Origin of the sequence: Pseudidiomarina tainanensis (genome assembly GCF_900115255.1) — a bacterium.
GTDB lineage: Bacteria > Pseudomonadota > Gammaproteobacteria > Enterobacterales > Alteromonadaceae > Pseudidiomarina > Pseudidiomarina tainanensis.
On sequence record NZ_FOYU01000001.1, the window covers coordinates 576,157 to 599,519 of the forward strand.

Here is a 23,363-nt window from a genome sequence, read left to right on the forward strand (position 1 = left end):
TTATGACTTGCGTGAAAAAAATATTAGCGGTTTTAGATGCTGACCGACAACCACAAAAAGCGTTAAATCGTGCCCTTCATTTAGCTCGGATCAGTCAATCACACGTTACGTTTATGGTCTCGATTTATGATTTTTCGTATGAGATGACCACCATGTTGGCCGCCGACGAACGCAACGTGATGCGTGACAGTTTAATTAATGATCGTAAAGTATGGATCAACGATCTTCTCGAAGACTACAACACCCGTGATATCAATTTCGATATTAAAGTGCTTTGGCATAATCGACCATTTGAAGCCATTATTGAAACAGCGATTGAAGGTGAATATGACATCATCGTTAAAGCAACCCATGAGCGTGAAGGTTTAGCTGCCCTACTCTTTACGCCAACCGATTGGCACCTATTACGCAAAGCACCTTGTAAGGTATTACTGGTAAAAGAGCATGAATGGCCCGAACATGGCAAAATACTCGCCGCAATTCACACAACGGGAGAACATGATCATCACCGTTCGTTAAACCGACAAGTAACTGAAGCAGCACTTAGTTTCGCTAACTGTCTACAAAGCGAGGTGCATCTGGTGAACGCATTTCCAGGGGCGCCGATTACGATTGCAGCTGAAATACCAGAATTTGATACCACAAATTATCGGGAAACGATTGAAGAAAATCATAAGATTGCGTTAGCGGAGCACGCGATGCCCTATCATATTCCGCCAATGCAGCAACACGTACTCGAGGGGCTGCCCGAGCAAGTGATTCCAGAGCTCGCCGAAGAACTCGATGCTGAATTAGTGGTACTCGGTACGATTGGCCGTACGGGATTTTCGGCTGCACTTTTAGGAAACACTGCCGAACATGTGATTGAATCGATTAATTGCGATTTGTTGGCCGTAAAACCTGAGGGATTTGTGTCGCCAATTAAGTTATAATCGCGCCCGTTTTTCTCGAATCAACGTTAAGTAGTTAGGTAGACATGAGCGCAGCAACCATCACGGCGCAAGCCAAAAAGCAACAATACAACTTTAACAAGTTAAAAAAACGCCTCCGCCGTACTGTCGGTGAAGCCATTCAAGACTTTAATATGATTGAAGATGGCGACAAAATTATGGTGTGTTTGTCAGGCGGCAAAGACAGTTATACGTTGCTTGATATCTTGCGTTTCTTACAGCGCATTGCGCCCGTTAAGTTCGAGATTGTTGCAGTTAATCTCGATCAGAAACAACCTGGTTTTCCTGAGCATATCCTACCGGAATATTTAAGCGCTGAGGGCGTTGATTTCCGTATTATCGAAGAAGACACCTACAGTATCGTCAAAGAGAAAATCCCTGAAGGTAAAACAACGTGTTCACTCTGCTCACGATTACGCCGTGGTATTTTGTACCGTGTTGCTGAAGAGCTCGGCGCAACTAAAATAGCGCTTGGGCATCATCGTGACGATATGGTAGAAACGCTCATGTTGAATATGTTTTACGGTGGCAAAATGAAGTCCATGCCACCAAAGCTGGTCAGTGACAACGGCAAGCATGTCGTGATTCGTCCGTTAGCCTACACGCGTGAGAAAGACATCGCGAAATACGCTGAGCACATGAATTTCCCAATCATTCCGTGTAACTTATGTGGTTCGCAGGAAAACTTGCAGCGTAAAGTGATTAAAGACCTACTCAAACAGTGGGATCGTCAATATCCCGGTCGTATTGAAAGTATGTTTACAGCACTGCAAAACATCGTGCCATCGCACCTTGCTGATCCGACGTTGTATGACTTTAAAAGCATTCAAGCGACCGGCGAAGAGAATGCCGATGGTGACCATGCTTTTGACCACAGCACCCCGACTGACTTTTTAAATTATCGTGATGAAGAAGATGCTGCCGAACAAGAAAATGCCGGCAGCAATGGTGTTATTCAGGTGCTGAATTTGAGCTAGGCTCTAACACATCAATAATAATCGGGCGATTGACGCGTATCATCGAATTTAATTCGTAGATATATTCTTCGCCCCGCTCTGAATAGCTTAACAAGCCGGGCGTTAAATCAAGTGCACGAACATCGGCACCCGCCGCTCGTTTTTCAGCACGCAACCGACGCAACTCGAAGTACGCTGGATGGGTATTAATGTTGCGTAAATAGCTTCGTACCGAGGCGTTAACCGAGGAAAATTTACGTACTTCATGGCTCATGTCATCAGCACGCGCGTCGGGCACTAGGCCACAGCCTTTGGTAAAACACCACTGACCAAAGAAGTTAAGCGCTTCAGTTGCAAAACGCGAAGTTCCCCAGCCTGACTCATTCGCTGCTTGGACTAAAACGAGAGCTTCTGGAACCACATCAACGCGACGCAACAAAACGCCAAACGTTGCTTCATAATCGCTACTATCGACATCTACATTGTAGCGTTCAGCTATAGCTGTCAGTTGTTTCGATTGCTGGCTCGACAATTTATTGCCTGCCAATAAATGTTGCTGAATACGTACAACTCGCTCCCGCTCTTGCTCAATCGATGCATTTTCCACTTGAACGATAGGCGCCAAGAAACCAAAGAATGCTTGTTTCTTGTTTCGAACATCAGCGAATTGTTGAAAGTTTGGAACCTCAGTAATTATTTCTACTTGCAGTTCTTGTCGTCTGTCGTTGCTTTGCTCATCCATACTGTCTGGTTGCACGTTCAATTGTGTTGGCAACCAAATTGCCAACACAACTAAAACGACGGCGACAAACCAGCCTAAAAATCGCATAGTTACTCCGTTAATTCGTGACTTGGATGTTGGCTATCGTCAGAACAACCTACGAGCGCATTATAAACAACGCCTAACGCGTTAAATGCCATTGGGATGGTGAAAATTAGGCCCAACAACAACGGCAATGCACTAATAACGACAATAACGCCAACGAGTACCATCAGTCCAAGTACGGGGAACATCGCTTTATTGATCACCAAAAACGATGCGATCAGAGCCCGAGTGGCACTTAATTGACGGTCAATCACTAAAGGTACAGCTAACATCATCGCAAGCTGGAGATAAATGGCTGCCAAAACGCCTAATAAAATCGCCAAAGCGACACTTAAAAATGAAGCGACGGCAATAATAATGCCAACGCCTAACGCCATAACGACTAGCTTCAGCACAGCAACCAACATTAATTGTGGTGCAAATTTTAAAACGCCTCGTAATTTGGCAACGCTTGGTTTTTGGTCAATCGCATTGAGCATACCAACAAACACCAGCATGGCAGTAAACGGGGCTAATATTAATTCTTGTAACAAGCTACTTAGCACGAGGTTACCAAGATTGACTTGCTCCCAATCAATCGCTTCCGGATTCGCCATAGCTTGCTCATCGTAAGGAAATACAGCCATTAATATTTCAGACACGACGGCGCTCAATGCTAAAACACCAATAAACACAATGAGCATCCACGGCAATGATCGTAAGGTAATGTCCCAAGAGCGTTGTAATAATGGACCAATTGTTAATTTGATCTCACCACGTAACGCTCGACTAAAATCGCCAGCAGCTAACTGAGGTGCCGTATTATTTGAGTTATTTGACACGCGTTTAATCTCCAAGTTGTGTTTCAGCGCCAATTATACGGCAACGCCGCAACGCTTACCAATGTCATTTATGTGAAGTTGTGGGATAATGGCGCCATATGTTTGAGTTAATTCAAGGAGTTCTTGTGAGCACGGGCAAACCGCAACGTCGATTTTCACGCCGCAAAACAACACCAAGTCGCCCGCGGCCCGCTAACCCAAAGCTCGTACTCTTGAACAAGCCCTATGGTGTATTGAGCCAATTTTCCGGTAGTAACGACGAACAAACTCTCAAGGGTCTCGTACCCTTTAATGACGTATACCCTGCCGGACGCCTTGATAAAGATAGTGAAGGTTTGTTGTTACTGACGAATGACGGCGAGCTTCAGCACAAGATCAGTCATCCCAAACATAAAATGACCAAAACCTATTGGGTTCAAGTTGAGGGCATACCAACTGAAACAGCCTTACAACAATTACGTCAAGGGATTGAACTTAATGACGGTATGACGTTACCTGCTGAAGCTTTCATAATGGACGAGCCAATGAACCTGTGGCCACGCAACCCACCAGTACGCGAACGTAAAAGCGTACCAGACTGCTGGCTCTGCATTAAGATAAGTGAAGGTCGGAATCGTCAAGTTCGGCGCATGACAGCGGCGATAGGTCATCCAACCCTGCGGCTTATCCGAGCAGGAATTGGTAAGTGGTTATTGCGCGGTTTACAGCCAGGTGAGTGGCGCGAAGAGCCTCCTGTGTGGTAAAATCCTGCGCCTTTATTAACTGTGAGTGTATTTGAAGTCGATGTCTGAAATGCCAAGCGAAAACGCCAATAAAAAAGTGATCGTCGGAATGTCTGGTGGAGTTGATTCATCAGTGTCTGCCTACCTACTTATGCAACAAGGTTATCAAGTTGAAGGCCTGTTCATGAAAAACTGGGAAGAAGACGACACCGATGAATACTGCGCTGCGGCTAGTGATCTGGCTGACGCAGAGGCGGTTTGCGAAAAACTAGGAATTCTGCTTCACACAGTAAACTTTGCTGCCGAGTATTGGGATAACGTGTTTGAGTACTTCCTCGAGGAGTATCGTGCTGGTCGTACACCAAACCCTGATATTATGTGCAACAAAGAAATTAAATTTAAAGCATTTCTTGAATTTGCTGCAGTCGCTCTCGGCGCTGATTACATTGCCACTGGGCATTATGTGCGACGCCGCGAACACAATGGTAAATTCCAATTGTTGCGGGGTCTAGATAGTAACAAAGACCAAAGCTACTTCTTATATACGCTGGCGCATTCACATGTTGTCCAAACCTTGTTCCCGGTTGGCGAGCTGGAGAAACCAGAAGTACGCCGTATTGCAGAAGAACAAGGGTTGGTGACCGCTGATAAAAAGGATTCTACAGGTATCTGCTTTATTGGTGAGCGCAAGTTCAAAGACTTCTTACAGCAGTATCTGCCGGCGCAGCCGGGTCCCATCGAATCAGTTGATGGTGTTGAGTTAGGTCAGCACGAAGGGTTGATGTACCACACCCTTGGACAGCGCAAAGGTTTGCATATCGGCGGTCTTGCTGAGGCCAGCGATGAACCTTGGTACGTCGTCGATAAAGACGTCGCCCGCAACGTGTTGATTGTTGCTCAAGGCAAAAATCATCCGCGTCTTTATTCAACTGGATTGATTGCCGGCCAGTTACATTGGGTCGACCGCGAGCAACCACAACAAGCATTCAATTGTGTGGTGAAAACACGCTATCGCCAGGCTGACATTCCTTGTCGGGTAAGCCCGATGCCAAATGGTTCAGTACAAGTTGAATTTGATACACCGGTTGCGGCGGTCACCCCAGGGCAATCAGCGGTGTTTTATCAAGACGAAGTATGTCTTGGTGGTGGCATTATTGAACAACGCTTAGCTGATCACGAGGTATTACTCTGATGTCAGCGTTACCACGCGATCAATGGTTTGAACGAGTTGTCGCCCTAGCCGCGTTGGCACAAGCTGCCGCAGCAGTAAAACAGGTAGCTCGGTTTGGCAGTATCCGCGAAGTAAACGCCGGACGCGTGATCATCGACAGCGTGTTGAACCAGAACCCTGAAAGCCTACAAACGTTGTATCCTAACCTAAGTGAATTAAGGCTAGGCCTAGAAAGCTTGCTGCAACAAATTGGCGCAACCCGTGATAAGGATGTTGAAGTCACACGTTACGTGGTTGGCATGCTGGCATTAGAGCGACGTCTAACTCGCTCAGCCAAAGCACTGCAGCAATTAAGCCAGCGCATCACCCAAATGCAGCGACAAAAAAACGACTTTCAATTCAGTGACGATACTGTTATCGCCAGTATGGGTAGCGCCTACAGTGACTTAATATCGCCTTTGGGACAGCCATTAAAAATTAATGGCAAACAAGAGTTTTTACAGCAACCTAGTAACCAGCATTTAATTCGTGCTCTACTCCTAGCTGGGGTGCGAAATGCCGTGTTATGGCGGCAATTGGGCGGCAAACGTCGCCATTTCATTTTCAATCGGCAGCGTATGGTACGCATTGCCCAGCAACTTTTACGCGAATTACGTGAGCACTCGGAGCCTTTATCATGATGAACCTTTCTGCATTAACTGCCCTCTCGCCTGTCGACGGTCGCTACGGTAGCAAAGCGGCTGCTTTACGCCCTATCTTCAGCGAATACGGACTTATTCGAAACCGCGTTATTGTAGAAATTCGTTGGCTAGAGCAACTCGCTAGCGTTGCAGAAATCAGCGAAGTTCCGGCACTTTCGTCATCTGCAACGAAGTTTTTGCAGGACATTATTGATAATTTTTCAGAGCAAGATGCACAGCGCGTCAAAGATATTGAGCGCACCACGAATCATGATGTAAAAGCTGTTGAGTATTTCTTGAAAGAAAAAGTGGCTGAGAATGCCGAGCTCAATGCAGTGAGTGAGTTTATCCACTTTGCTTGTACTTCAGAAGATATCAACAACCTTTCTCATGCATTGATGTTACGCGAAGCACTAAATGACGTGATGCTTCCAAGCATGCAAGAACTCACAGCCGCCATCAAAGCTCTAGCGGTTGAGCATAAAACGGTACCGATGATGGCCCGCACACATGGCCAACCGGCAACACCGACAACCATGGGTAAAGAAATGGCGAACGTATTTGTTCGCTTGCAACGCCAATTAGAGCAACTTAGTGCGGTACCATTGTTAGGCAAAATCAACGGCGCAGTTGGTAACTACAACGCGCACTTGGCCGCCTATCCAAACGTCGACTGGCACCACGTTTCTGAGCAATTCGTAACCTCTCTCGGAATAACGTGGAACGCGTACACCACCCAGATAGAGCCACATGATTACATCGCGGAGCTATTTGATGCAGTCGCACGTTTTAATACGATCGTGATCGATTTCAACCGTGACGTATGGGGCTACATTGCACTGAATCACTTCAAACAGCGCACCATCGCTGGTGAAGTCGGTTCATCAACTATGCCGCATAAAGTGAACCCAATTGACTTTGAGAATTCAGAGGGCAATTTAGGTCTAGCTAATGCAATTATGGCGCACTTAGCCCAGAAACTACCGGTTAGTCGTTGGCAACGTGACCTGACCGACTCAACGGTTCTACGTAATTTAGGGGTCGGGTTTGCCTACGCGTTAATCGCTTATCAAGCGACATTAAAAGGTATTAGCAAACTTGAAGTGAATTCTGAAAACTTATTACGTGAGCTAGATTCTAACTGGGAATTGCTGGCGGAGCCGGTACAAACGGTCATGCGCCGCTATGGTATCGAAAAGCCATACGAAAAATTAAAAGAACTCACTCGCGGTAAACGTGTTGATCAAGCAGCTATGGCGACATTTATTGATAACCTCGATATGCCAAAAGCCGCCAAAGAGGAATTAAAACAGTTAACGCCTGCAACTTATATTGGCCGCGCGGTTGCGTTTGTCGATGAGTTGGACGCATGAGCTTAACCCTGAACCTAAATTCCCATGAGTTTTTACGCGAGGCGTGGCAAAAACAGCCACGTCTTATTCGTGGCGCGTTCAAAAATTTTAATGATTTAATCGAACCCGAAATTCTTGCCGGTCTGGCACTTGAAGAAGGCGTCGATTCGCGCGTTATTGAAAACCACGATGGCAAGTGGAACGTCGTACACGGACCTTTTGAGTCATACGATGCGTTTGGCGAAGATGGTTGGACGTTATTGGTACAATCGGTCAACGAATGGGTACCCGAAGTTCAACAACTTATCGCGCCGTTTCGCTTTCTGCCAGATTGGCGTATTGATGATGTCATGATTAGTTTTGCTACCGAAAATGGTGGTGTTGGTCCGCACCTTGATCAGTATGATGTATTTATTATTCAAGGCTTAGGCCGTCGCCATTGGCAAGTAGGTGCACGCGTGACTAACGCTAATGAACATTGTCCACATCCTGATCTCAAACAATTAGCTGATGCTTTTGAACCGATCATTGATGCGGTACTTGAGCCTGGTGATATGCTCTATATTCCCGCGGGCTGTCCCCACAACGGTGTTGCGCTTGAACCTAGCTTGAATTACTCAGTCGGCTTTCGTGCGCCTAACACTGCCGAGCTCGGCGCTGCAACAGCAGATATGTTAAGCCAGCTTAACGATATCAAACTACCTCGTTATCGCGATGCAGAATGCGATGATTTTGGTCCAGCTTATATTGTTGATGCCGAACAGCTGGCCCACGCGCGCAATTTTTTAGTGCAGTCGTGGCAACAGCTTGACCTTGACCATGCATTATTACTAGTCATGTCACAAAGTAAACGTCCGTTGCCGCAGCCTGAAGGTGATATCAGCCCGGAAGAGCTTTTGTCACTGGCACAAGATAATGAAACGTTACTGGTTCGTACGCCTGGTGCACGTATATTACTGAGTCCTCAACGCGATATGCTCTACAGTAACGGCGATGCTTGGCCTATTGATAACGAATTACTGCCATTTGCTAAGCTTCTTGGCGAATTATGGGATGATCGTCCGGTAGCGGAATTCATTGAGCAATTGAGCAATAAAAAGGCCACAACACTATGTTGCGACCTGATTAATGCGGGTGTTTTAGATGTGGTGGCGCAGTCGGATTAAGCTTCTTGCTGCTGCCATAAATCGTTACTCGTGCTGAGCTGATATAAATTTTCAGCACGATTGACAAGATAGTGCGCATAACGTTGCTTTTCTGGATCGTTTTGCGCCTGTTGTAACACGCCTTCAGCCTGCATTTGCCAACGTAGAGCAAAATAACGCATGGCGTCACGGGCATCTTTTGCCGCTTTATCGCCAATCACGTCGGTTGGCACATCACCATTGATAACCCACAAAGTTTTCTTATCTTGTGTATTGAACTTCCACACCGCAACGTGCGGAGCTAGATAACGGCTATCTTTTGATAAAATTTGGTCGCTAATAATTCCCTGCTCGGCTAAATACTTGTTAGCGGCTTGAAAATGCTCACGAACCCAAGCTGACACTTGTTCGTCGGTCATTGCTTCAGGTTGTTGTTCTGCCATAGTTATTCTCGCTTTACTACTTATTATTCGTTGTTAAAAAAGTCTAAACACCCAGTAATACTACCGCTTTCAAGCGCAAACGCAACGGTTTTTCGAGGTGTAAACTTTGCTTGCAACAGTTGACGTAAACGTTAACAGTTTATTTCAGTAATTCACTAGCGAAATACCCGTCAAAATGATAATGTTCGCGCAATTTTTGGGATGAACGAGGAATACCTAGAATGTCTCTATTCGAACACAAAGAGTTCGACCAACACGAACAAGTCGTGTTTTGTCATGATAAAGAAACGGGTTTGAAAGCAATCATTGCCATCCACGACACCACGCTTGGTCCATCCTTGGGCGGAACTCGCTTGTGGAACTATGCATCATCTTCAGAAGCATTGACCGATGTACTTCGTCTGTCACGCGGCATGACCTACAAAAGCGCCCTCGCCGGCTTGCCACTTGGTGGCGGTAAAGCGGTAATTATTGGTGACGCTAAAACAATCAAAACACCAGAATTAATGCGCGCTTACGGTCGCTTCGTTAACTCATTGAGCGGTCGTTATATTACCGCTGAAGACGTCAACATTCGCACCAGCGATATCGCATACGTTGCTGAAGAAACCAGCTACGTTGCCGGTACAGCAGAAAAAGCCGGTGACCCGTCACCACAGACAGCGCTGGGTACTTATTTAGGTTTAAAAGCCGCGGCAAAACACAAATTTGTTAACGATAACCTCAACGGTTTGAAAATCGCGGTACAAGGCCTAGGTGCAGTAGGTTATGACTTTGCTGAGTACTGTGCCAAAGAAGGTGCTGAACTTTTCGTTACGGATATTAATGAAGAAGCTTGCCAACGTGCAGCCAAAGAACTGAACGCAACTGTTGTTGGTTTAGACGAGATTTACGGCTTAGACGTTGACGTGTACGCACCATGTGCTCTTGGTGCAACCATCAATGATGAAACGCTGAAGCAAATTAAAGCCAAGATTATTGCCGGTAGCGCAAACAACCAGTTGGCGACCCCTGCTCACGACAAGATTGTCATGGACATGGGTATTTTGTATGCACCAGACTACGTCATCAACGCTGGTGGTGTCATTCATGTCTGTAGCGAAGCTGCCAACATGAGTCGCGAAGAAACCGACAAGCGTGTACGCGATATTTACGATACCTTAGATCAAATCTTTACCCGTTCAGCTGCTGAAAAGCGCCCAACCGGTGAGATTGCGGATCAAATGGCTCGTGAAGTTATTGCCAAAGCGAAAGCTGCGCGTTAAGCGCAGTTTTGAGCTAACCATTGAAGCGGGTGTAATGCCCGCTTTTTTGTGCTCATTCGTTTCACTTGCGAACGACAAGAAAAGCCTGTTGCCAAGGTAACAACTTCGGCTTTTTCAACTTTACTCCGCCAACTCATATCATAAAGTTTCTGGCTAACCTGCTGATTCTCTAATTCATGACCAAAGGTTCCAGCCATACCACAGCAGCCTGTCGCTTCAACCTGCAATGGAATTTGCCAGAAATTAAAGATCTGTTGCCATTCTTGAGCGGCTTTGGGCATCGCCGTCTGTTCTGTGCAATGACTTAACAATTGCAACTTGCGAGTTGGCGACTTCATCGCAAGCGCCGAAGCGCGTTCCGGCAAAACTTGCAAGAGCCACTGTTGCACCAACTGAACGTTGTAGTGTAATGACTGCTTGGAATAATCGCGGTATTCATCATGCAAACAAAGTACAGTAGACGCATCTAACCCGACCATCGATACTTTTAGAGCAGCCACTTGGTTCAACTGTCGTACAACGGTTTCAACCGTTTGGCTAAACTCTTTTAAGAAGCCTTTAACATGCTGCGCTTTGCCATTTCCTTTAAATGCAAGCAATACAGGCGTGTAGCCCATTTGTGAGGCGATTTTTCCAAACGCCTCTAATAACGCCGCATCGTAAAAACTAGTAAATGGATCTTGTACCACCACAACACACTGTTGACGCTGATCAGGGCTTAATTCAGCCAGTTGCTTTTCGTTCAGTTGAGGCCAATTATTTGCCTGCCAACGTGTCGCTGCTGACGGCACCGATAACTTCGGCGCATCCACATAACCGAACCCTTGACGCGTTACCCAGCGGCTTAACGGATTATGACTGAGAAAATTACTCAACCTTGGCCACTTGGCCATCATCGCCCCTAGCGATTCAACATTCTTGACCAGATAATCTTTGCTTGGGCGGCGATATAAATTGTAATACCACGCTAAAAACTTCGCGCGAAAGCTCGGTACGTCGACTTTGACAGGACACTGACTGGCGCAAGCCTTGCACGCCAAGCAACTATCCATTGCGGCTTTAACTTCATGATTAAAATCAAACTTTTCAGCGCTCGGTACCTGCTTGAGTATTTCAAAACGCGATTTTTGTGGAAATCCAGATGGATCAAATTGTTGCGCTGCATTTAATCGCAACCATTCGCGAATCAACGTCGCTCGACCCTTTGGTGAATTACGCCGATCGCCCGTTGCTTTAAACGAAGGACACATTGCGGAGTCAGCGGCGTAATTAAAACAAAGCCCATTCCCGTTACAGTTCATCGCGGCTTGGTAGTCGTCACGAACAGTTATCGGAATCTGACGATCATAGTATCCACGTTTAGTGGCATCCACTGAAACCAGTTGATCGTTTGAGCCCCACGGGGTACAGATTTTACCTGGATTGAGGCGATTATCCGGATCAAATACCGCCTTAATCTTTTGTATTTCTTTATATAACGTGTCGCCGAAGAAACTTGGAGCATACTCCGAGCGATACCCTTTGCCGTGTTCGCCCCACATGAGACCGCCATATTTTGCGGTTAATGTCGCAACACGATCACTGATTTGACGTAATAGCTGTTCATCTTCAGGAACGGTCATATCGAGCGCCGGCCGCACATGAAGCACACCTGCATCAACGTGGCCAAACATGCCATAATGCAAGTTATAAGAATCAAGTAACGCTCGAAATTCAGCGATAAAATCAGCCAATTTCTCAGGTGGAACAGCGGTATCTTCTGCAAATGCTACCGGCTTTCGACGCCCTTTTGTTGCCCCTAGTAACCCCACGGCTTTTTTACGCATCGCATAAATCGTTTGAATACTGTTAGCGTCTTCGCAGACCTGATAACCAATCACGCCCAACTCAGGCTGTTCGGCAATTAAGTTATCCAGTGTTTTAGTAAGCCAATCAACTTTATCTTTGATTTCGGCTTGATCAACGGCGGTGAATTCCACCATGTTAATGCCACGCATCGGCTGTTCTGGCACATCTTGCAACTGCTCAGCGACCTGATGCCAAATGATATCATTACGCGCTAACTCTAAAACATTACTATCGATGGTCTCAACCGATGTGGCGCGGGCTTGAACTAAAAACGGAGCGTTGCGCAGCGCTGCTTGGAAATCACTATATTTCACGTTCACCAATACTTTGTGACGCGGGATTAACGTGAGATTGAGCTTCGCCTCAACGATACAAGCCAACGTTCCCTCAGAACCAGCAAGTAAGCGTGATATATCAATTTCTTGACGTTCAGGGTTATAACAATGTTTTAAATCATAGCCCGTTAAAAAGCGGTTGAGTGGCGGGAATTTATCCTCTATCGCCCCGCGCTGCCCCACACAGGTAGCAATGGCTTGCCGATAAATCGCCGCTTCAAGAGTCGTTCCAGCAGCGATTCGCTCCGCTTCAGCAAGGCTTTTCGGCGCGGTCGTAATACATTCGCCATTTAATAACACCGCAGTGAGTTCAAGAATATGGTCACTGGTTTTACCGTAAACCAAAGAACCCTGCCCCGATGCATCGGTATTAATCATGCCGCCAATTGTGGCACGATTACTAGTCGATAGATCTGGCGAAAAGAACAAGCCATGAGAGCGCACGGCGTCATTTAGCGCATCTTTGACGACACCGGTTTGGCATCGAACCGATCGCGCTTCTGCATCAACTTCGTAAACGTTATTAAAGTAGCGGCTTAAGTCGACCACAATGCCAGCGGTAAGTGACTGGCCGTTAGTGCCGGTGCCACCGCCTCGAGGTGAGAATTTAATTGAGCGAAATGCCTCTTGCTGCGCGAGAGAAAACGCCTGTTGAACAGCTGCCGTGGTACGTGGGTACAGTACCGCTTGAGGTAATTGTTGATAGACACTGTTATCGGTAGCTGCGATTAAACGGCCGCTATAAGAACCATCGATGTCACCATCAAACCCAGCCTGCTCTAATGCAATTAAATAGTTTTGGTATACCGTTTCGACGCGCGTTTCACGCCGTTCAAATGCTGTAAATACCGGTAATACTTGCTCCGAATTCGACATAAAACGCGCTCGTTTATCTTACTTCAGTGAATTACGCATGATGCTCAGCGAGATACAGCCAAGTTTCAACAACTGTATCTGGATTCAACGATACTGAATCGATACCCTGTTCAACCAACCAAGCCGCGAAGTCAGCATGGTCAGACGGACCTTGACCGCATATACCCACATATTTGCCTTTCTTCTTCGCTGCCTGAATGGCCATAGCTAACATAGCTTTGACCGCTTCGTTACGCTCATCAAATAAATGTGCGATCACACCAGAATCACGATCGAGACCTAAGGTTAACTGAGTTAAATCGTTCGAACCGATCGAGAAACCATCAAAAATATCAAGGAACTGCTCAGCCAACAGCGCATTTGATGGTAATTCGCACATCATAATCACGCGTAAGCCATTCTCGCCTTGCACTAATCCTTGCTCGGCAAGCAATTCAATCACCTTACGACCTTCTTCGAGGGTACGCACGAATGGAATCATAACCTCAACATTGGTTAAACCCATATCATTGCGGACACGCTTAATGGCATCACATTCCATCGCAAAGCAATCACGGAATTCTTCCGAGATATAACGTGAAGCGCCTCGGAAACCGAGCATTGGGTTTTCTTCATGTGGCTCGTATTGGCGCCCACCAACCAAGTTGGCGTATTCGTTCGATTTAAAATCTGACATCCGCACAATCACACGCTCTGGAGAGAATGCCGCGGCAAGGGTGGCGATACCTTCGGTTAATTTACCCACATAATATTCACGCGGGCTCTCGTAGCCAGCCATATAGCCGCGAATCTGCTGTTGCAATTCAGGGCTTTGTTGATCGAAGTTCAACAAAGCTTTTGGATGCACGCCAATCATGCGGTTAATAATGAATTCTAAACGCGCCAAGCCAACACCAGCGTGCGGTAAGCTTGCAAAATCAAATGCGCGATCAGGGTTACCGACGTTCATCATAATTTTTAGCGGCAGTGCTGGCATATCACCAACATCCGAGGTCGTTACATCAAACTCTAACTCGCCGTTATAAATATAACCGGTGTCACCCTCTGCACACGAAACAGTGACAGGCGAACCAGCTGCAATTTTGTCCGTTGCATCACCACAACCGACGACTGCAGGAATCCCAAGTTCACGCGCAATAATCGCCGCATGGCACGTACGTCCACCGCGGTTAGTGACAATTGCTGAAGCGCGCTTCATGATTGGTTCCCAATCAGGATCGGTCATATCAGTGACGAGCACATCGCCTGGCTGAACTTTGTCCATCTCTGAAATATCATTGAGAACTCGAGCGACACCAGCGCCAATCTTCTGACCGATTGCACGCCCTTCTGCCACCACATCGCTTTTAGCTTTCAGTGCGTAACGTTCCAACGCTTGACCAGACTTATTCGATTGCACCGTTTCTGGACGCGCTTGCACGATATAAAGTTTGCCGTCGATACCATCTTTTGCCCATTCGATATCCATCGGACGGCCATAATGTTGCTCGATGATGACTGCTTGGCGTGCTAACGCCTCAACTTCAGCGTCAGTAATTGAAAACTTCTCAGATAATTCTGCTGGGATATCAACAATCGATGTTTGTTTGCCGTGGTCGACCGCATCCGAGTAAATCATTTGGATTTTTTTACTACCCAAATTACGGCGCAAGACAGCTGGGCGCTTAGCCTTCAGCGTTGGTTTATGTACATAGAACTCGTCAGGGTTCACGGCACCCTGCACCACCATCTCGCCTAATCCGTACGAAGATGTAATGAAGACAACTTGATCAAAGCCTGACTCAGTATCAATAGAGAACATGACCCCTGATGAGGCAATGTCACTACGTACCATGCGCTGGATACCAGCTGAAAGCGCGACACCGCGATGGTCATAACCTTGGTGCACACGATACGAGATAGCACGGTCATTAAATAATGATGCGAATACGTGCTTAATCGCTTCCATAATGGCGTCAATGCCACGTACGTTCAAAAACGTTTCTTGCTGCCCCGCAAATGATGCATCAGGCATATCTTCTGCTGTGGCCGAGCTACGTACGGCGAAACTCACTTCGTCGTTACCGCCGCTTAGCTGTTCATAGGCCGCGCGAATCGCTTCGTCTAACGCTGGTTGAAATGGTGTTTCAATAACCCATTGACGAATCTTTTTGCCAGCTTCTGCCAAGGCTTTAACATCATCGGTATCAAGATCATCGAGAATTTCATGAATGCGTTCATTCACGCCACTTTGCTCGAGAAACTCATTGAATGCTTCTGCCGTGGTCGCAAACCCATTCGGCACATCAACACCAACGCCTGCCAAATGGCTTATCATTTCACCGAGTGACGCGTTCTTACCGCCAACACGGCCAACATCATTCATCCCTAATTGATCATACCAAAGCACATAATCTTGAACGTTATTCTGCACGTTGAGTTCCTCGTGGAGTTTTAGCGTGACACAGTCAGTTAATTGACTGCCCGGATGGCAATGTATTTTACACATTGGGGCGTCACAAGTTAACATCTTATCCACTTTTATCTGCAAGGATTACTGCCAAGATGCGCACAATTTTTTATATTTCTGATGGTACAGCCCTTACCGCTGAAGCATTTGGGAAAGCAATGCTGTCGATGTTTCCGCTAAAAGTTATCCATAAAACACTCGCGTTTATCGATACCATTGAAAAAGCTGAACTTGCGGTTAATAAAATAAACCAAGCATATCAAGAGTCTGGAGAGCGTCCGATTATCTTCCATACCTTTGTCAGCATCGATATTAAGCGCGTCATTACCTCATCAAAAGGCAGTTGCTATGACTTTCTCGATTACTTTGTCGCGCCATTGAGTAAAGAACTGAATATGGCCGCGCAGCCCAAAACCCATCGGACTCACGGTATTCAAGAAAATAATGACGTACGTGATAATTATGATTTTCGTATTGATGCGGTGAATTATACGCTGGCCAACGATGACGGCAGTAATATTTCAGACTATGACGAAGCCGATATTATTCTGCTTGGTGTTTCACGTACCGGGAAAACGCCTACAAGCCTCTATTTGGCTCTGCATTATGGTATTAAAGCGGCCAATTACCCGCTCACTGAAGACGATAATATGGAAAACTTGCAATTACCTAAGGTACTTAAGCCGTTTCGCCATAAAATCTATGGGTTAACACTTGATCCGCAGCGTTTACATGAAATTCGTAGTAAGCGCCGGGAAGGTAGTCGCTACGCATCTATGCAACAGTGTCGTTTTGAATTGCAGGAGGTCGAGAAAATGTACCGCCGCGAAGCGATTCCTTTTCTCGACTCTACCCGATTTTCTGTGGAAGAGATTGCCGCGAAAATTCTTGCTGAAACCAATCTCGAACGGCACCGCTTCTAAACGTTGCCGTCTTGCTCTTGAGCATCAGTGCGCGCATCACTGCGTGCGTTGGTGCTTTCGAAAATTTTATCCGCTGAAGCCGCCACAAAGCCAGTGTATAGCTGATTCGGTGCAACTTCATAACGTTTCGCAAACTCATAGAAACAGCTTGGAACAACTTTTTCCATATCACTGAAACGCACTGGTGTGTGATCAGCCATGGTTGACGACTGTTCTAAGAAAACATCGCGTGAACCTTTGATTTCACCACCTGAGGTGTTCAAGCGAAAACCTGCTTGTTTCAAAGTCTCGTTCACCTGCTCCAACGATTCATAATCCGGCAATTCATTGACGTTGACGGTAAAGTGATTGGCACGGAAACCAAACGCTGCCATCCAGGCTGCATACTCACTTTCTTCAAGTAACTGCTCATAATCGGTGCTGCTAATTTGCCAATGTGCGCCTGAGTACAAAAACTCTGGTTTGGCGACTTCTGCGGCATCAATCTGTGCAACCAATGACTTTACAATTCGCTGTAATTCCGGCGAAAACTCTTCAACCAATAATTCAGAGATAAAGATTTTTGGTAATTGCGGGTCAGCGTGCTCAAAGTGCTTCGCAACCAGCTTCTTCGCTTCAAAAGCATAATCGCCACACGCTTTATAGCCCATTGCTTCAAAATGCTTTGCAAGCGTTTCCAAGCGTACTGGCGCTATATTGAAGGTACGAAATGCAACGTGATCGTTAATGATCGAACGACCTTGACCGAGTACTTGATGTACTTTTGCAGCCGAAGGCGTTAACTTGATGTAATCATTCCATAAATTGTCAAAAAACTGCTCAACAGAGTGTGACATATACCACTAAACCTCGAAAATGTCAGAGTTAACCGCGGCCTTGTCGTGCTTCTTTCAACGACTCAGCAACAAGAAACGCTAATTCTAACACTTGATCGGCGTTCAAGCGAGGATCACATTGTGTACGATAGCGTTGGGTTAGATCATGTTCGCTGATCTGGTAAGCACCACCGGTACATTCAGTGACATCTTCGCCGGTCATTTCCAAATGAACACCACCAGGGTACGTGCCTTCGGCTTGGTGTACGGCAAAGAACTGGCGTAACTCTTGATGAATCGCATCAAAGTTACGTGTTTTCAATCCGTTTTCTGCTTTTACGGTATTACCATGCATCGGATCGCTTGACCAAACCACATGACGTCCTTCAGCTTTAACGCGTCGCACAATTGCCGGCAGCGCATCAGCCAAGGTATTTGCGCCCATTCGCGTAATCAACGTCATGCGCCCTGCTTCATTGCTTGGGTTCAACACATCCAATAGCCGAATCACATCATCAGGATGCGTTGTTGGCCCAATTTTCACACCAAGAGGGTTATGAATACCGCGCATAAACTCCACGTGTGCATGGTCAATTTGACGCGTACGTTCGCCGATCCAAACCATATGCGCCGAGCAGTCGTAAGGTAAGCCCGTTAATGTATCGGTGCGGGTCAGTGCCTCTTCGTAGGGAAGTAACAGCGCCTCGTGCGAGGTGAAAAGTTGGGTTTCATGGATTGTTGCATTGCTTTCCGCGTTGATACCAAGCACTTCCATAAACTTCAATGCCGATTGAATTTGTTCCGCAACACGCAAGTATTGCTCTTTCAGCGGATTCGCTTCAACAAAGCTCATGTTCCACTTATGCACTTTATGGAGGTCAGCCAAACCACCTTGAGCGAACGCGCGCAGTAAATTCAACGTCGCAGCTGAGTGATGGTAGGCATTAATCATACGTTGCGGATCCGGTTCACGTGCTTCAACCGTGAAATCCGCACCATTGATAATGTCACCACGATAACTAGGCAGAGCGATGCCATCCACCGTTTCAAAATCGCTCGAACGTGGTTTAGCGTACTGACCAGCCATTCGAGCGACCTTAGTCACCGGACAAGATCCAGCAAAGGTTAGCACCACCGCCATTTGTAGAATAACCTTAAAGGTGTCACGAATTTTAGGTGCGGTAAAATCACTGAAGGTTTCAGCACAATCGCCACCTTGCAACAAAAAGCCATGACCTTGACTAACGCGTCCCAATTGGCTCCGCAACGCACGAATTTCTTCCGCAAATACCAACGGTGGGAAGGTTTTCAATTGTTGCTCAACCTGCTGCAATGCCGGCTTTGAAGCATAGTTAGGTTGTTGCTGAATGGCTTTATCCCGCCAGCTACGGGCACTCCAATTAGTCATGACTTTCCTTAAATTATTATAAATTTTCCAGCGCTCGAATCCGTTTCGCTAACGGCGGGTGACTCATAAACAACTCACTAAAGCTGCGTTTACTTTGAATACCAAAGGCCATCATGGAGCCATCAAGCGTTGATTCCTGCGCACCTTGTAAACGCCGCAATGCGGCAATCATTTTCTGCTTACCGACGATACCCGCTGAACCGGCATCAGCGCGGAACTCTCGTTGACGTGAAAACCACATCACAATGATGCTTGCGAGAATACCGAATACCAATTCGAGCACCATCACGATGCCAAAATAGGCAAGACCACCAAGGCCTTGACCATTTTGCGAATTGCTACGCGTCGCGTTATCAATAACTCCGGCAATCACTCGCGCAAAAAAGATAACAAAGGTGTTCACCACGCCCTGGATAAGAGTCAAGGTGACCATATCACCATTAGCAATATGGCTCACCTCATGCGCCAATACCGCCTCTACTTCGTCTTGCGTCATCGAACGTAATAGACCAGTACTCACAGCTACAAGCGAGCTCTTTTTACTTGCACCAGTAGCAAAGGCATTCGGCTCCGGCGAGTCATAAATCGCCACTTCAGGCATTGGAATACCCGCTTTTCGCGCTTGCGCAGCAATGGTATTCACTAGCCATTGTTCGGTGCTATTGCGCGGTTGATTAATGACCTGTGCGCCAACAGACCGCTTCGCCAGCCATTTCGACATAGCCAGAGAGATAAACGCACCACCAAACCCAAATAGCGCTGCGAAAATAAATAACCCTTGGTATTGCGTCGGTTCGACACCCAATGCTGGAAGCACGAGATTCATCACCACGCCTAATACCAATAAAATTGCTAAGTTCGTTGCTAAAAACAAAACGATCCGCAACATTTTCTGTAACCTCACAATGACTTCAACGGATACCCGATTTATAAGGGCGTTAGCCTTTAAATACAAGGCTTTTGGAATGTTTTTTAAGAACTATTTTGGTACCCTACTGCCTTTGCATCCATTGCCCGCCTACACGAGGAGAAAAATCAATGGCCGATGCTCAAATTTTGTTACTCAGCAGTTCACGAGCTGGCGATAGCGATTATCTCGCGCCTTGTATCACGCCAATCGCTGAACATTGCGGCAAGCGCCGTATTTTATTTATTCCGTACGCCGGCGTAGGTTTTTCAAACGCCGACTACACCGAAAAGGTACGCATCGCTTTGTCTCCGGCTGGTATTGAGGTATACGGCATTGAATCGGAATCGGATCCGGTTGCCGCTATCAACAACGCAGAAGCGATCATGGTGGGGGGCGGAAATACCTTTCAGCTTCTTTCTAAGCTCTACCAAAACCAGCTAATTGCCCCCATTCAAGCCGCGGTGCAGTCAGGCGTGCCTTACGTGGGTTGGAGTGCTGGCTCTAACATTGCAGGCTTAAGTATTCGCACCACGAATGACATGCCCATTGTTGAGCCACCTTCTTTCAACGCGCTACAACTGATACCCGTGCAGTTAAACCCGCATTACACCGATTATCAACCGCCTGGTTTTCATGGTGAAACGCGAGACCAGCGCCTTGCTGAGTTCATGGCGTTGGCACCTGAAACGCCGATTATTGCGATTCCAGAAGGTAGCTATCTGCGTATTATTGGGACCAATATGCAGTACCATGGCAACGCGAATGGTTATGTCTTTCTAGCCGGCGAAAAACACTCACTTGCGCCTGCACAAGACTGTTCTCGTTGGTTACAACGGTAACCTTTCTACATCAAGATATTGTGCTAATGCCGTCTCATCTGCATGCGGAAGAAATGGCACGACACCTAAACATGGTGCTTTCAGCAAGTGTTGCAAGGTCGCTAAGTTTTCTTCGTAACACGCCATTGTTGTTGGCTGCGGTTGATTTGCAATCCAGCCAACTATATTCAATCCGCGTCGGGTAATCGCCTCCGCGGTTAACAGCGCATGGCTTAAACAACCTAATTTCATGCCAATCACCAAAATAACTTGAGTTTGCAGTTGTTCGGCGACATCGGCTAACGATTCGTTACTATTAAGTGGAACCAACCAACCGCCAGCCCCTTCGATAACAAGCAATTCATTGGCTTCGAGGGGTGTCATGGTTATCTTTTCGACAATACCAGCAACACTCGGTTCTCCCCCCACTTGTGCAGCGGCAATGTGCGGTGCAATTGGTGGAGCGAAGCAATAAGGATTTACCTGCAGATAGCTGTCATGGGTTACATCAATAGCGCATGCCCGCATCAATTTTAAGGCATCGCTATTGCGTAGCTGTCCATCAACCAATTCAGCGCCAGCCGCCACCGGTTTATAGGGTCGGACACGCCAGCCAGAGCCACGTAAAGCATGTATCAAGGCCACAGCACATGTAGTTTTCCCGGCATCGGTGTCAGTACCCGTTATAAACAGCGGCGGCTGGATTTGAGTTTCCATTTATGCAACCATACTTAATCTTTTGTTAACTTAATAAAACCCACCACCCAGTGCAACGGTAGATTTCCCGTTCTATCCCGATGCGATTCCATCGCAGCTTCGACGCAAGCTAACTGGCTTCGCGTTAGTGGTTGTTGGCGCTGTTGTTGATAGTTCGCCCCGATTCCTTTGAGGTCGTAGAGCATGGCTCGCACGGTTAGATAAGGAATGGTGATCTGTTCAACCTCAAATTGTACCGTTGCCCCACTCACGTTGCTTAAAATCTGCTGCAGAGTACTGGCCGAATAAAAGTGATTATGCCGCGGTGCACCGGTATATTGCTGAAAACAATCCGCTAATGGTGTCAGTGAACCAGCAAGAATTGTGCTTATCACAACTGTTCCCGACGGACGCAACACACTCAGCCAGTGGTTCAAAGTCGCTGTTAAATCATCGGCCCATTGCACCGCTAAGTTCGCATACAGCGTATTAATACTAGCCGCTGCAAATGGTAGTGCTTCGAGATCAGCACGCAACCAACTTTGATTCGGATAGTTACGTTGCGCTTTAGCTAACATGCCGCTAGCAATGTCGATACCAATGTAATGTTTCGTTCGCGCCAGCAATGCCTCAGTATTTACCGCTGGTCCGCAGCCAATATCTGCAGTCAGTCCAGTAGCCGCCGGTAACCATTCGATTAATCGTGCCGCACACCAGCGTTGCAATAAGTTGTGATGTTCATAACTCTGCGCCGCACGGCTAAAATGCGACGCGATTGCTACTTTATGTTGTTGCTTCAACACCTCTTGTATCGCTCTCATGCGGTAACGTTAGCCTTTTCAACCAAATCTCGCGTGATTATTAACGCTGTCACTAATGCATCAATGTCGGCGGTACTGTGGGCAGCGGTAACCGTTATGCGCAGCCTTGAACTGCCTTGTGGTACGGTTGGTGGACGAATAATCCCGCAGTAAATGTTGAGTGCTCTGAGTGATTGCCCCCAGGCAATTACCCGCTCCTCCGAGCCGAGAATGAGCGTTTGGATAGCATGTTGATTCGCACCAATGGGTAAACCTTGCGCAACGCATTGCTCACGAAAATACTGAATATTGTCACGTAAACGCTGTCTTAAAGACTCACCTTCAGCGCTCTGCACCACATTAATCGAAGCACTGACTGCCTGCGCTTGAGCCGCAGGCATAGCAGTCGAATAGATAAAATCACGCGCCTGATTCATGAGGTAATCCGTCATCACCGATGAACCGACAATTGCAGCGCCCATAACACCCAAGCCCTTGCCGAAGGTTATCGTTAATAACGGTGCTTGTGCCGCTGACAACGTGGCGCCAGCGCCACGCCCACTTTCACCGCTTATACCGATACTATGCGCATCATCTATCCAGACATCGGCCGGCAACTCAGCGAGCTGGTTAAGGGGCGCATGGTCACCATCCATACTAAACACACTCTCGGTCACTAATAGATTCGCCACGTTTGGCAACAAGAGCTCTTGAGCATGCGCAACATCGTTATGGCGAAACCGTTTCCAGTGCTTAAAGTGCCGGACGCCATCGATTAACGACGCATGACTTAACTTGTCCAAGACAATGCGCTGATACTGACTACCAAGCGTTTGTAACGTACTTTGATTCGCCGCAAACCCACTACTAAACAATAATGCGTCTTCACGTTCTAACCATTGCGCGAGTTGCTGGCGCAAATAAGCATGAGGGGCCTGATAGCCGCTCACCAATGGCGATGCACCGCTACTTGCACCATATTGTTGAACACCTTCAGCGTATGCAGCCTTTACGCGCGGATGCATCGACAGCCCTAAATAGTCATTACTGCCAAACTGCAGGTGTTGTGCTTGACGTTGCACCAGCGTGCGATAGCGATGTTGCTGACGCAATTGTTCTAATTGGGCTGACAATTCATGGGTTATTTGCATAAT

General features: G+C 47.0%; 21 protein-coding genes. 10 read left to right on the plus strand and 11 right to left on the minus strand.

All coding sequences use genetic code 11. The features are described from left to right. Nucleotides 1–2 precede the first annotated feature (2 nt). Nucleotides 3–932: a universal stress protein UspE gene (gene uspE / locus BM292_RS02755; protein ID WP_092855036.1), complete on the plus strand. Its 930-nt coding sequence runs from the start codon at nt 3–5 to the stop codon at nt 930–932. Nucleotides 933–976: 44 nt separating this feature from the next. Next, nucleotides 977–1,927: a tRNA 2-thiocytidine(32) synthetase TtcA gene (gene ttcA, locus BM292_RS02760; RefSeq protein WP_092855038.1), complete on the plus strand. Its 951-nt coding sequence runs from the start codon at nt 977–979 to the stop codon at nt 1,925–1,927. Here the strand turns inward: ttcA and BM292_RS02765 are convergent. Both BM292_RS02765 and BM292_RS02770 read right to left on the minus strand, forming a co-directional pair. Continuing rightward, nucleotides 1,902–2,735, minus strand: coding sequence for a glucosaminidase domain-containing protein (locus tag BM292_RS02765; protein ID WP_092855040.1), 834 nt, complete (start codon nt 2,733–2,735; stop codon nt 1,902–1,904). The genes ttcA and BM292_RS02765 overlap by 26 nt on opposite strands. Nucleotides 2,736–2,737: 2 nt before the next feature. Further along, nucleotides 2,738–3,553, minus strand: coding sequence for a DUF2189 domain-containing protein (locus BM292_RS02770; protein WP_092855042.1), 816 nt, complete (start codon nt 3,551–3,553; stop codon nt 2,738–2,740). A 125-nt stretch (nt 3,554–3,678) separates the two neighbouring features. Here BM292_RS02770 and BM292_RS02775 point away from each other — a divergent pair, with 125 nt between their 5' ends. From BM292_RS02775 to BM292_RS02795, 5 genes are read left to right on the plus strand one after another with little or no spacing between them, the layout of a single operon-like run. Then, entirely contained in the window at nt 3,679–4,296 is a 618-nt protein-coding gene (locus BM292_RS02775; RefSeq protein WP_325049920.1) for a pseudouridine synthase, read from the plus strand. 40 nt (nt 4,297–4,336) lie between these two features. Continuing rightward, nucleotides 4,337–5,467: a tRNA 2-thiouridine(34) synthase MnmA gene (gene mnmA / locus BM292_RS02780; RefSeq protein WP_092855046.1), complete on the plus strand. Its 1,131-nt coding sequence runs from the start codon at nt 4,337–4,339 to the stop codon at nt 5,465–5,467. Then, a complete protein-coding gene (gene hflD / locus BM292_RS02785; protein ID WP_092855048.1) occupies nt 5,467–6,126 on the plus strand; it encodes a high frequency lysogenization protein HflD in 660 nt (219 codons plus the stop codon). Before mnmA ends, hflD begins: the two co-directional genes overlap by 1 nt. Then, entirely contained in the window at nt 6,126–7,499 is a 1,374-nt protein-coding gene (gene purB / locus BM292_RS02790; protein WP_092856869.1) for an adenylosuccinate lyase, read from the plus strand. Before hflD ends, purB begins: the two co-directional genes overlap by 1 nt. Then, complete coding sequence (locus tag BM292_RS02795; RefSeq protein ID WP_092855050.1) at nt 7,496–8,644, plus strand: cupin domain-containing protein; 1,149 nt, start codon at nt 7,496–7,498, stop codon at nt 8,642–8,644. The genes purB and BM292_RS02795 overlap by 4 nt, the downstream gene beginning before the upstream one ends. Here the strand turns inward: BM292_RS02795 and BM292_RS02800 are convergent. Then, nucleotides 8,641–9,066, minus strand: coding sequence for a DUF4826 family protein (locus BM292_RS02800; protein WP_092855052.1), 426 nt, complete (start codon nt 9,064–9,066; stop codon nt 8,641–8,643). The genes BM292_RS02795 and BM292_RS02800 overlap by 4 nt on opposite strands. A gap of 221 nt (nt 9,067–9,287) precedes the next feature. Here BM292_RS02800 and BM292_RS02805 point away from each other — a divergent pair, with 221 nt between their 5' ends. Then, nucleotides 9,288–10,331 (plus strand): Glu/Leu/Phe/Val dehydrogenase dimerization domain-containing protein, encoded by a 1,044-nt coding sequence (locus BM292_RS02805; RefSeq protein WP_092855054.1) that lies wholly within the window; start codon nt 9,288–9,290, stop codon nt 10,329–10,331. On the opposite strand, the gene ydiJ is transcribed toward BM292_RS02805, so the two are convergent. Continuing rightward, complete coding sequence (ydiJ, locus tag BM292_RS02810; protein ID WP_092855056.1) at nt 10,328–13,390, minus strand: D-2-hydroxyglutarate dehydrogenase YdiJ; 3,063 nt, start codon at nt 13,388–13,390, stop codon at nt 10,328–10,330. The two genes, BM292_RS02805 and ydiJ, sit on opposite strands and share 4 nt — an antisense overlap. Before the next feature lie 31 nt (nt 13,391–13,421). Then, on the minus strand, nt 13,422–15,803 hold the full coding sequence (gene ppsA, locus BM292_RS02815) for a phosphoenolpyruvate synthase (protein WP_267899169.1): 2,382 nt from the start codon (nt 15,801–15,803) through the stop codon (nt 13,422–13,424). A 131-nt stretch (nt 15,804–15,934) separates the two neighbouring features. Between ppsA and ppsR the strand changes: the two genes are divergently transcribed. After that, on the plus strand, nt 15,935–16,762 hold the full coding sequence (gene ppsR, locus BM292_RS02820) for a posphoenolpyruvate synthetase regulatory kinase/phosphorylase PpsR (protein WP_092855058.1): 828 nt from the start codon (nt 15,935–15,937) through the stop codon (nt 16,760–16,762). Here the strand turns inward: ppsR and BM292_RS02825 are convergent. Genes BM292_RS02825 through htpX form a run of 3 tightly spaced genes read right to left on the minus strand, consistent with a single transcriptional unit; the run spans nt 16,759 to nt 19,874 of the window. Further along, nucleotides 16,759–17,598, minus strand: a complete 840-nt coding sequence (locus BM292_RS02825; RefSeq protein ID WP_092855060.1) for a DUF1338 domain-containing protein — start codon at nt 17,596–17,598, stop codon at nt 16,759–16,761. The two genes, ppsR and BM292_RS02825, sit on opposite strands and share 4 nt — an antisense overlap. 28 nt (nt 17,599–17,626) lie before the next feature. Further along, nucleotides 17,627–18,985 carry a class II 3-deoxy-7-phosphoheptulonate synthase gene (locus BM292_RS02830; RefSeq protein ID WP_092855062.1) on the minus strand — a complete coding sequence of 453 codons (1,359 nt, stop codon included), beginning with the start codon at nt 18,983–18,985 and terminating at the stop codon, nt 17,627–17,629. 16 nt (nt 18,986–19,001) lie between these two features. Beyond that, complete coding sequence (gene htpX, locus BM292_RS02835; RefSeq protein WP_092855064.1) at nt 19,002–19,874, minus strand: protease HtpX; 873 nt, start codon at nt 19,872–19,874, stop codon at nt 19,002–19,004. A 149-nt stretch (nt 19,875–20,023) separates the two neighbouring features. Between htpX and pepE the strand changes: the two genes are divergently transcribed. Next, a complete protein-coding gene (pepE, locus tag BM292_RS02840) occupies nt 20,024–20,734 on the plus strand; it encodes a dipeptidase PepE (protein ID WP_092855066.1) in 711 nt (236 codons plus the stop codon). Here the strand turns inward: pepE and bioD are convergent. From bioD to BM292_RS02855, 3 genes are read right to left on the minus strand one after another with little or no spacing between them, the layout of a single operon-like run. Further along, nucleotides 20,723–21,430 carry a dethiobiotin synthase gene (bioD, locus tag BM292_RS02845; protein WP_092855068.1) on the minus strand — a complete coding sequence of 236 codons (708 nt, stop codon included), beginning with the start codon at nt 21,428–21,430 and terminating at the stop codon, nt 20,723–20,725. The two genes, pepE and bioD, sit on opposite strands and share 12 nt — an antisense overlap. 14 nt (nt 21,431–21,444) lie before the next feature. Further along, nucleotides 21,445–22,230: a methyltransferase domain-containing protein gene (locus tag BM292_RS02850; protein ID WP_092855070.1), complete on the minus strand. Its 786-nt coding sequence runs from the start codon at nt 22,228–22,230 to the stop codon at nt 21,445–21,447. Next, nucleotides 22,227–23,360 carry an aminotransferase class I/II-fold pyridoxal phosphate-dependent enzyme gene (locus BM292_RS02855; protein WP_143434061.1) on the minus strand — a complete coding sequence of 378 codons (1,134 nt, stop codon included), beginning with the start codon at nt 23,358–23,360 and terminating at the stop codon, nt 22,227–22,229. The genes BM292_RS02850 and BM292_RS02855 overlap by 4 nt, the downstream gene beginning before the upstream one ends. Nucleotides 23,361–23,363: the final 3 nt, after the last annotated feature.

Excerpts from the sequence above, each read along its gene's own strand:
- BM292_RS02855 (WP_143434061.1), bottom strand. The coding sequence starts at position 23,360 with ATGCAAATAACCCATGAATTGTCAGCCCAATTAGAACAATTGCGTCAG.
- BM292_RS02850 (WP_092855070.1), bottom strand. The coding sequence starts at position 22,230 with ATGAGAGCGATACAAGAGGTGTTGAAGCAACAACATAAAGTAGCAATC.
- BM292_RS02765 (WP_092855040.1), bottom strand. The coding sequence starts at position 2,735 with ATGCGATTTTTAGGCTGGTTTGTCGCCGTCGTTTTAGTTGTGTTGGCA.
- pepE (WP_092855066.1), top strand. The coding sequence starts at position 20,024 with ATGGCCGATGCTCAAATTTTGTTACTCAGCAGTTCACGAGCTGGCGAT.
- purB (WP_092856869.1), top strand. The coding sequence starts at position 6,126 with ATGAACCTTTCTGCATTAACTGCCCTCTCGCCTGTCGACGGTCGCTAC.
- ppsR (WP_092855058.1), top strand. The coding sequence starts at position 15,935 with ATGCGCACAATTTTTTATATTTCTGATGGTACAGCCCTTACCGCTGAA.
- ttcA (WP_092855038.1), top strand. The coding sequence starts at position 977 with ATGAGCGCAGCAACCATCACGGCGCAAGCCAAAAAGCAACAATACAAC.
- bioD (WP_092855068.1), bottom strand. The coding sequence starts at position 21,430 with ATGGAAACTCAAATCCAGCCGCCGCTGTTTATAACGGGTACTGACACC.
- BM292_RS02795 (WP_092855050.1), top strand. The coding sequence starts at position 7,496 with ATGAGCTTAACCCTGAACCTAAATTCCCATGAGTTTTTACGCGAGGCG.
- BM292_RS02830 (WP_092855062.1), bottom strand. The coding sequence starts at position 18,985 with ATGACTAATTGGAGTGCCCGTAGCTGGCGGGATAAAGCCATTCAGCAA.
- BM292_RS02800 (WP_092855052.1), bottom strand. The coding sequence starts at position 9,066 with ATGGCAGAACAACAACCTGAAGCAATGACCGACGAACAAGTGTCAGCT.
- ydiJ (WP_092855056.1), bottom strand. The coding sequence starts at position 13,390 with ATGTCGAATTCGGAGCAAGTATTACCGGTATTTACAGCATTTGAACGG.
- hflD (WP_092855048.1), top strand. The coding sequence starts at position 5,467 with ATGTCAGCGTTACCACGCGATCAATGGTTTGAACGAGTTGTCGCCCTA.
- mnmA (WP_092855046.1), top strand. The coding sequence starts at position 4,337 with ATGTCTGAAATGCCAAGCGAAAACGCCAATAAAAAAGTGATCGTCGGA.
- htpX (WP_092855064.1), bottom strand. The coding sequence starts at position 19,874 with ATGTTGCGGATCGTTTTGTTTTTAGCAACGAACTTAGCAATTTTATTG.
- BM292_RS02825 (WP_092855060.1), bottom strand. The coding sequence starts at position 17,598 with ATGTCACACTCTGTTGAGCAGTTTTTTGACAATTTATGGAATGATTAC.
- uspE (WP_092855036.1), top strand. The coding sequence starts at position 3 with ATGACTTGCGTGAAAAAAATATTAGCGGTTTTAGATGCTGACCGACAA.
- BM292_RS02805 (WP_092855054.1), top strand. The coding sequence starts at position 9,288 with ATGTCTCTATTCGAACACAAAGAGTTCGACCAACACGAACAAGTCGTG.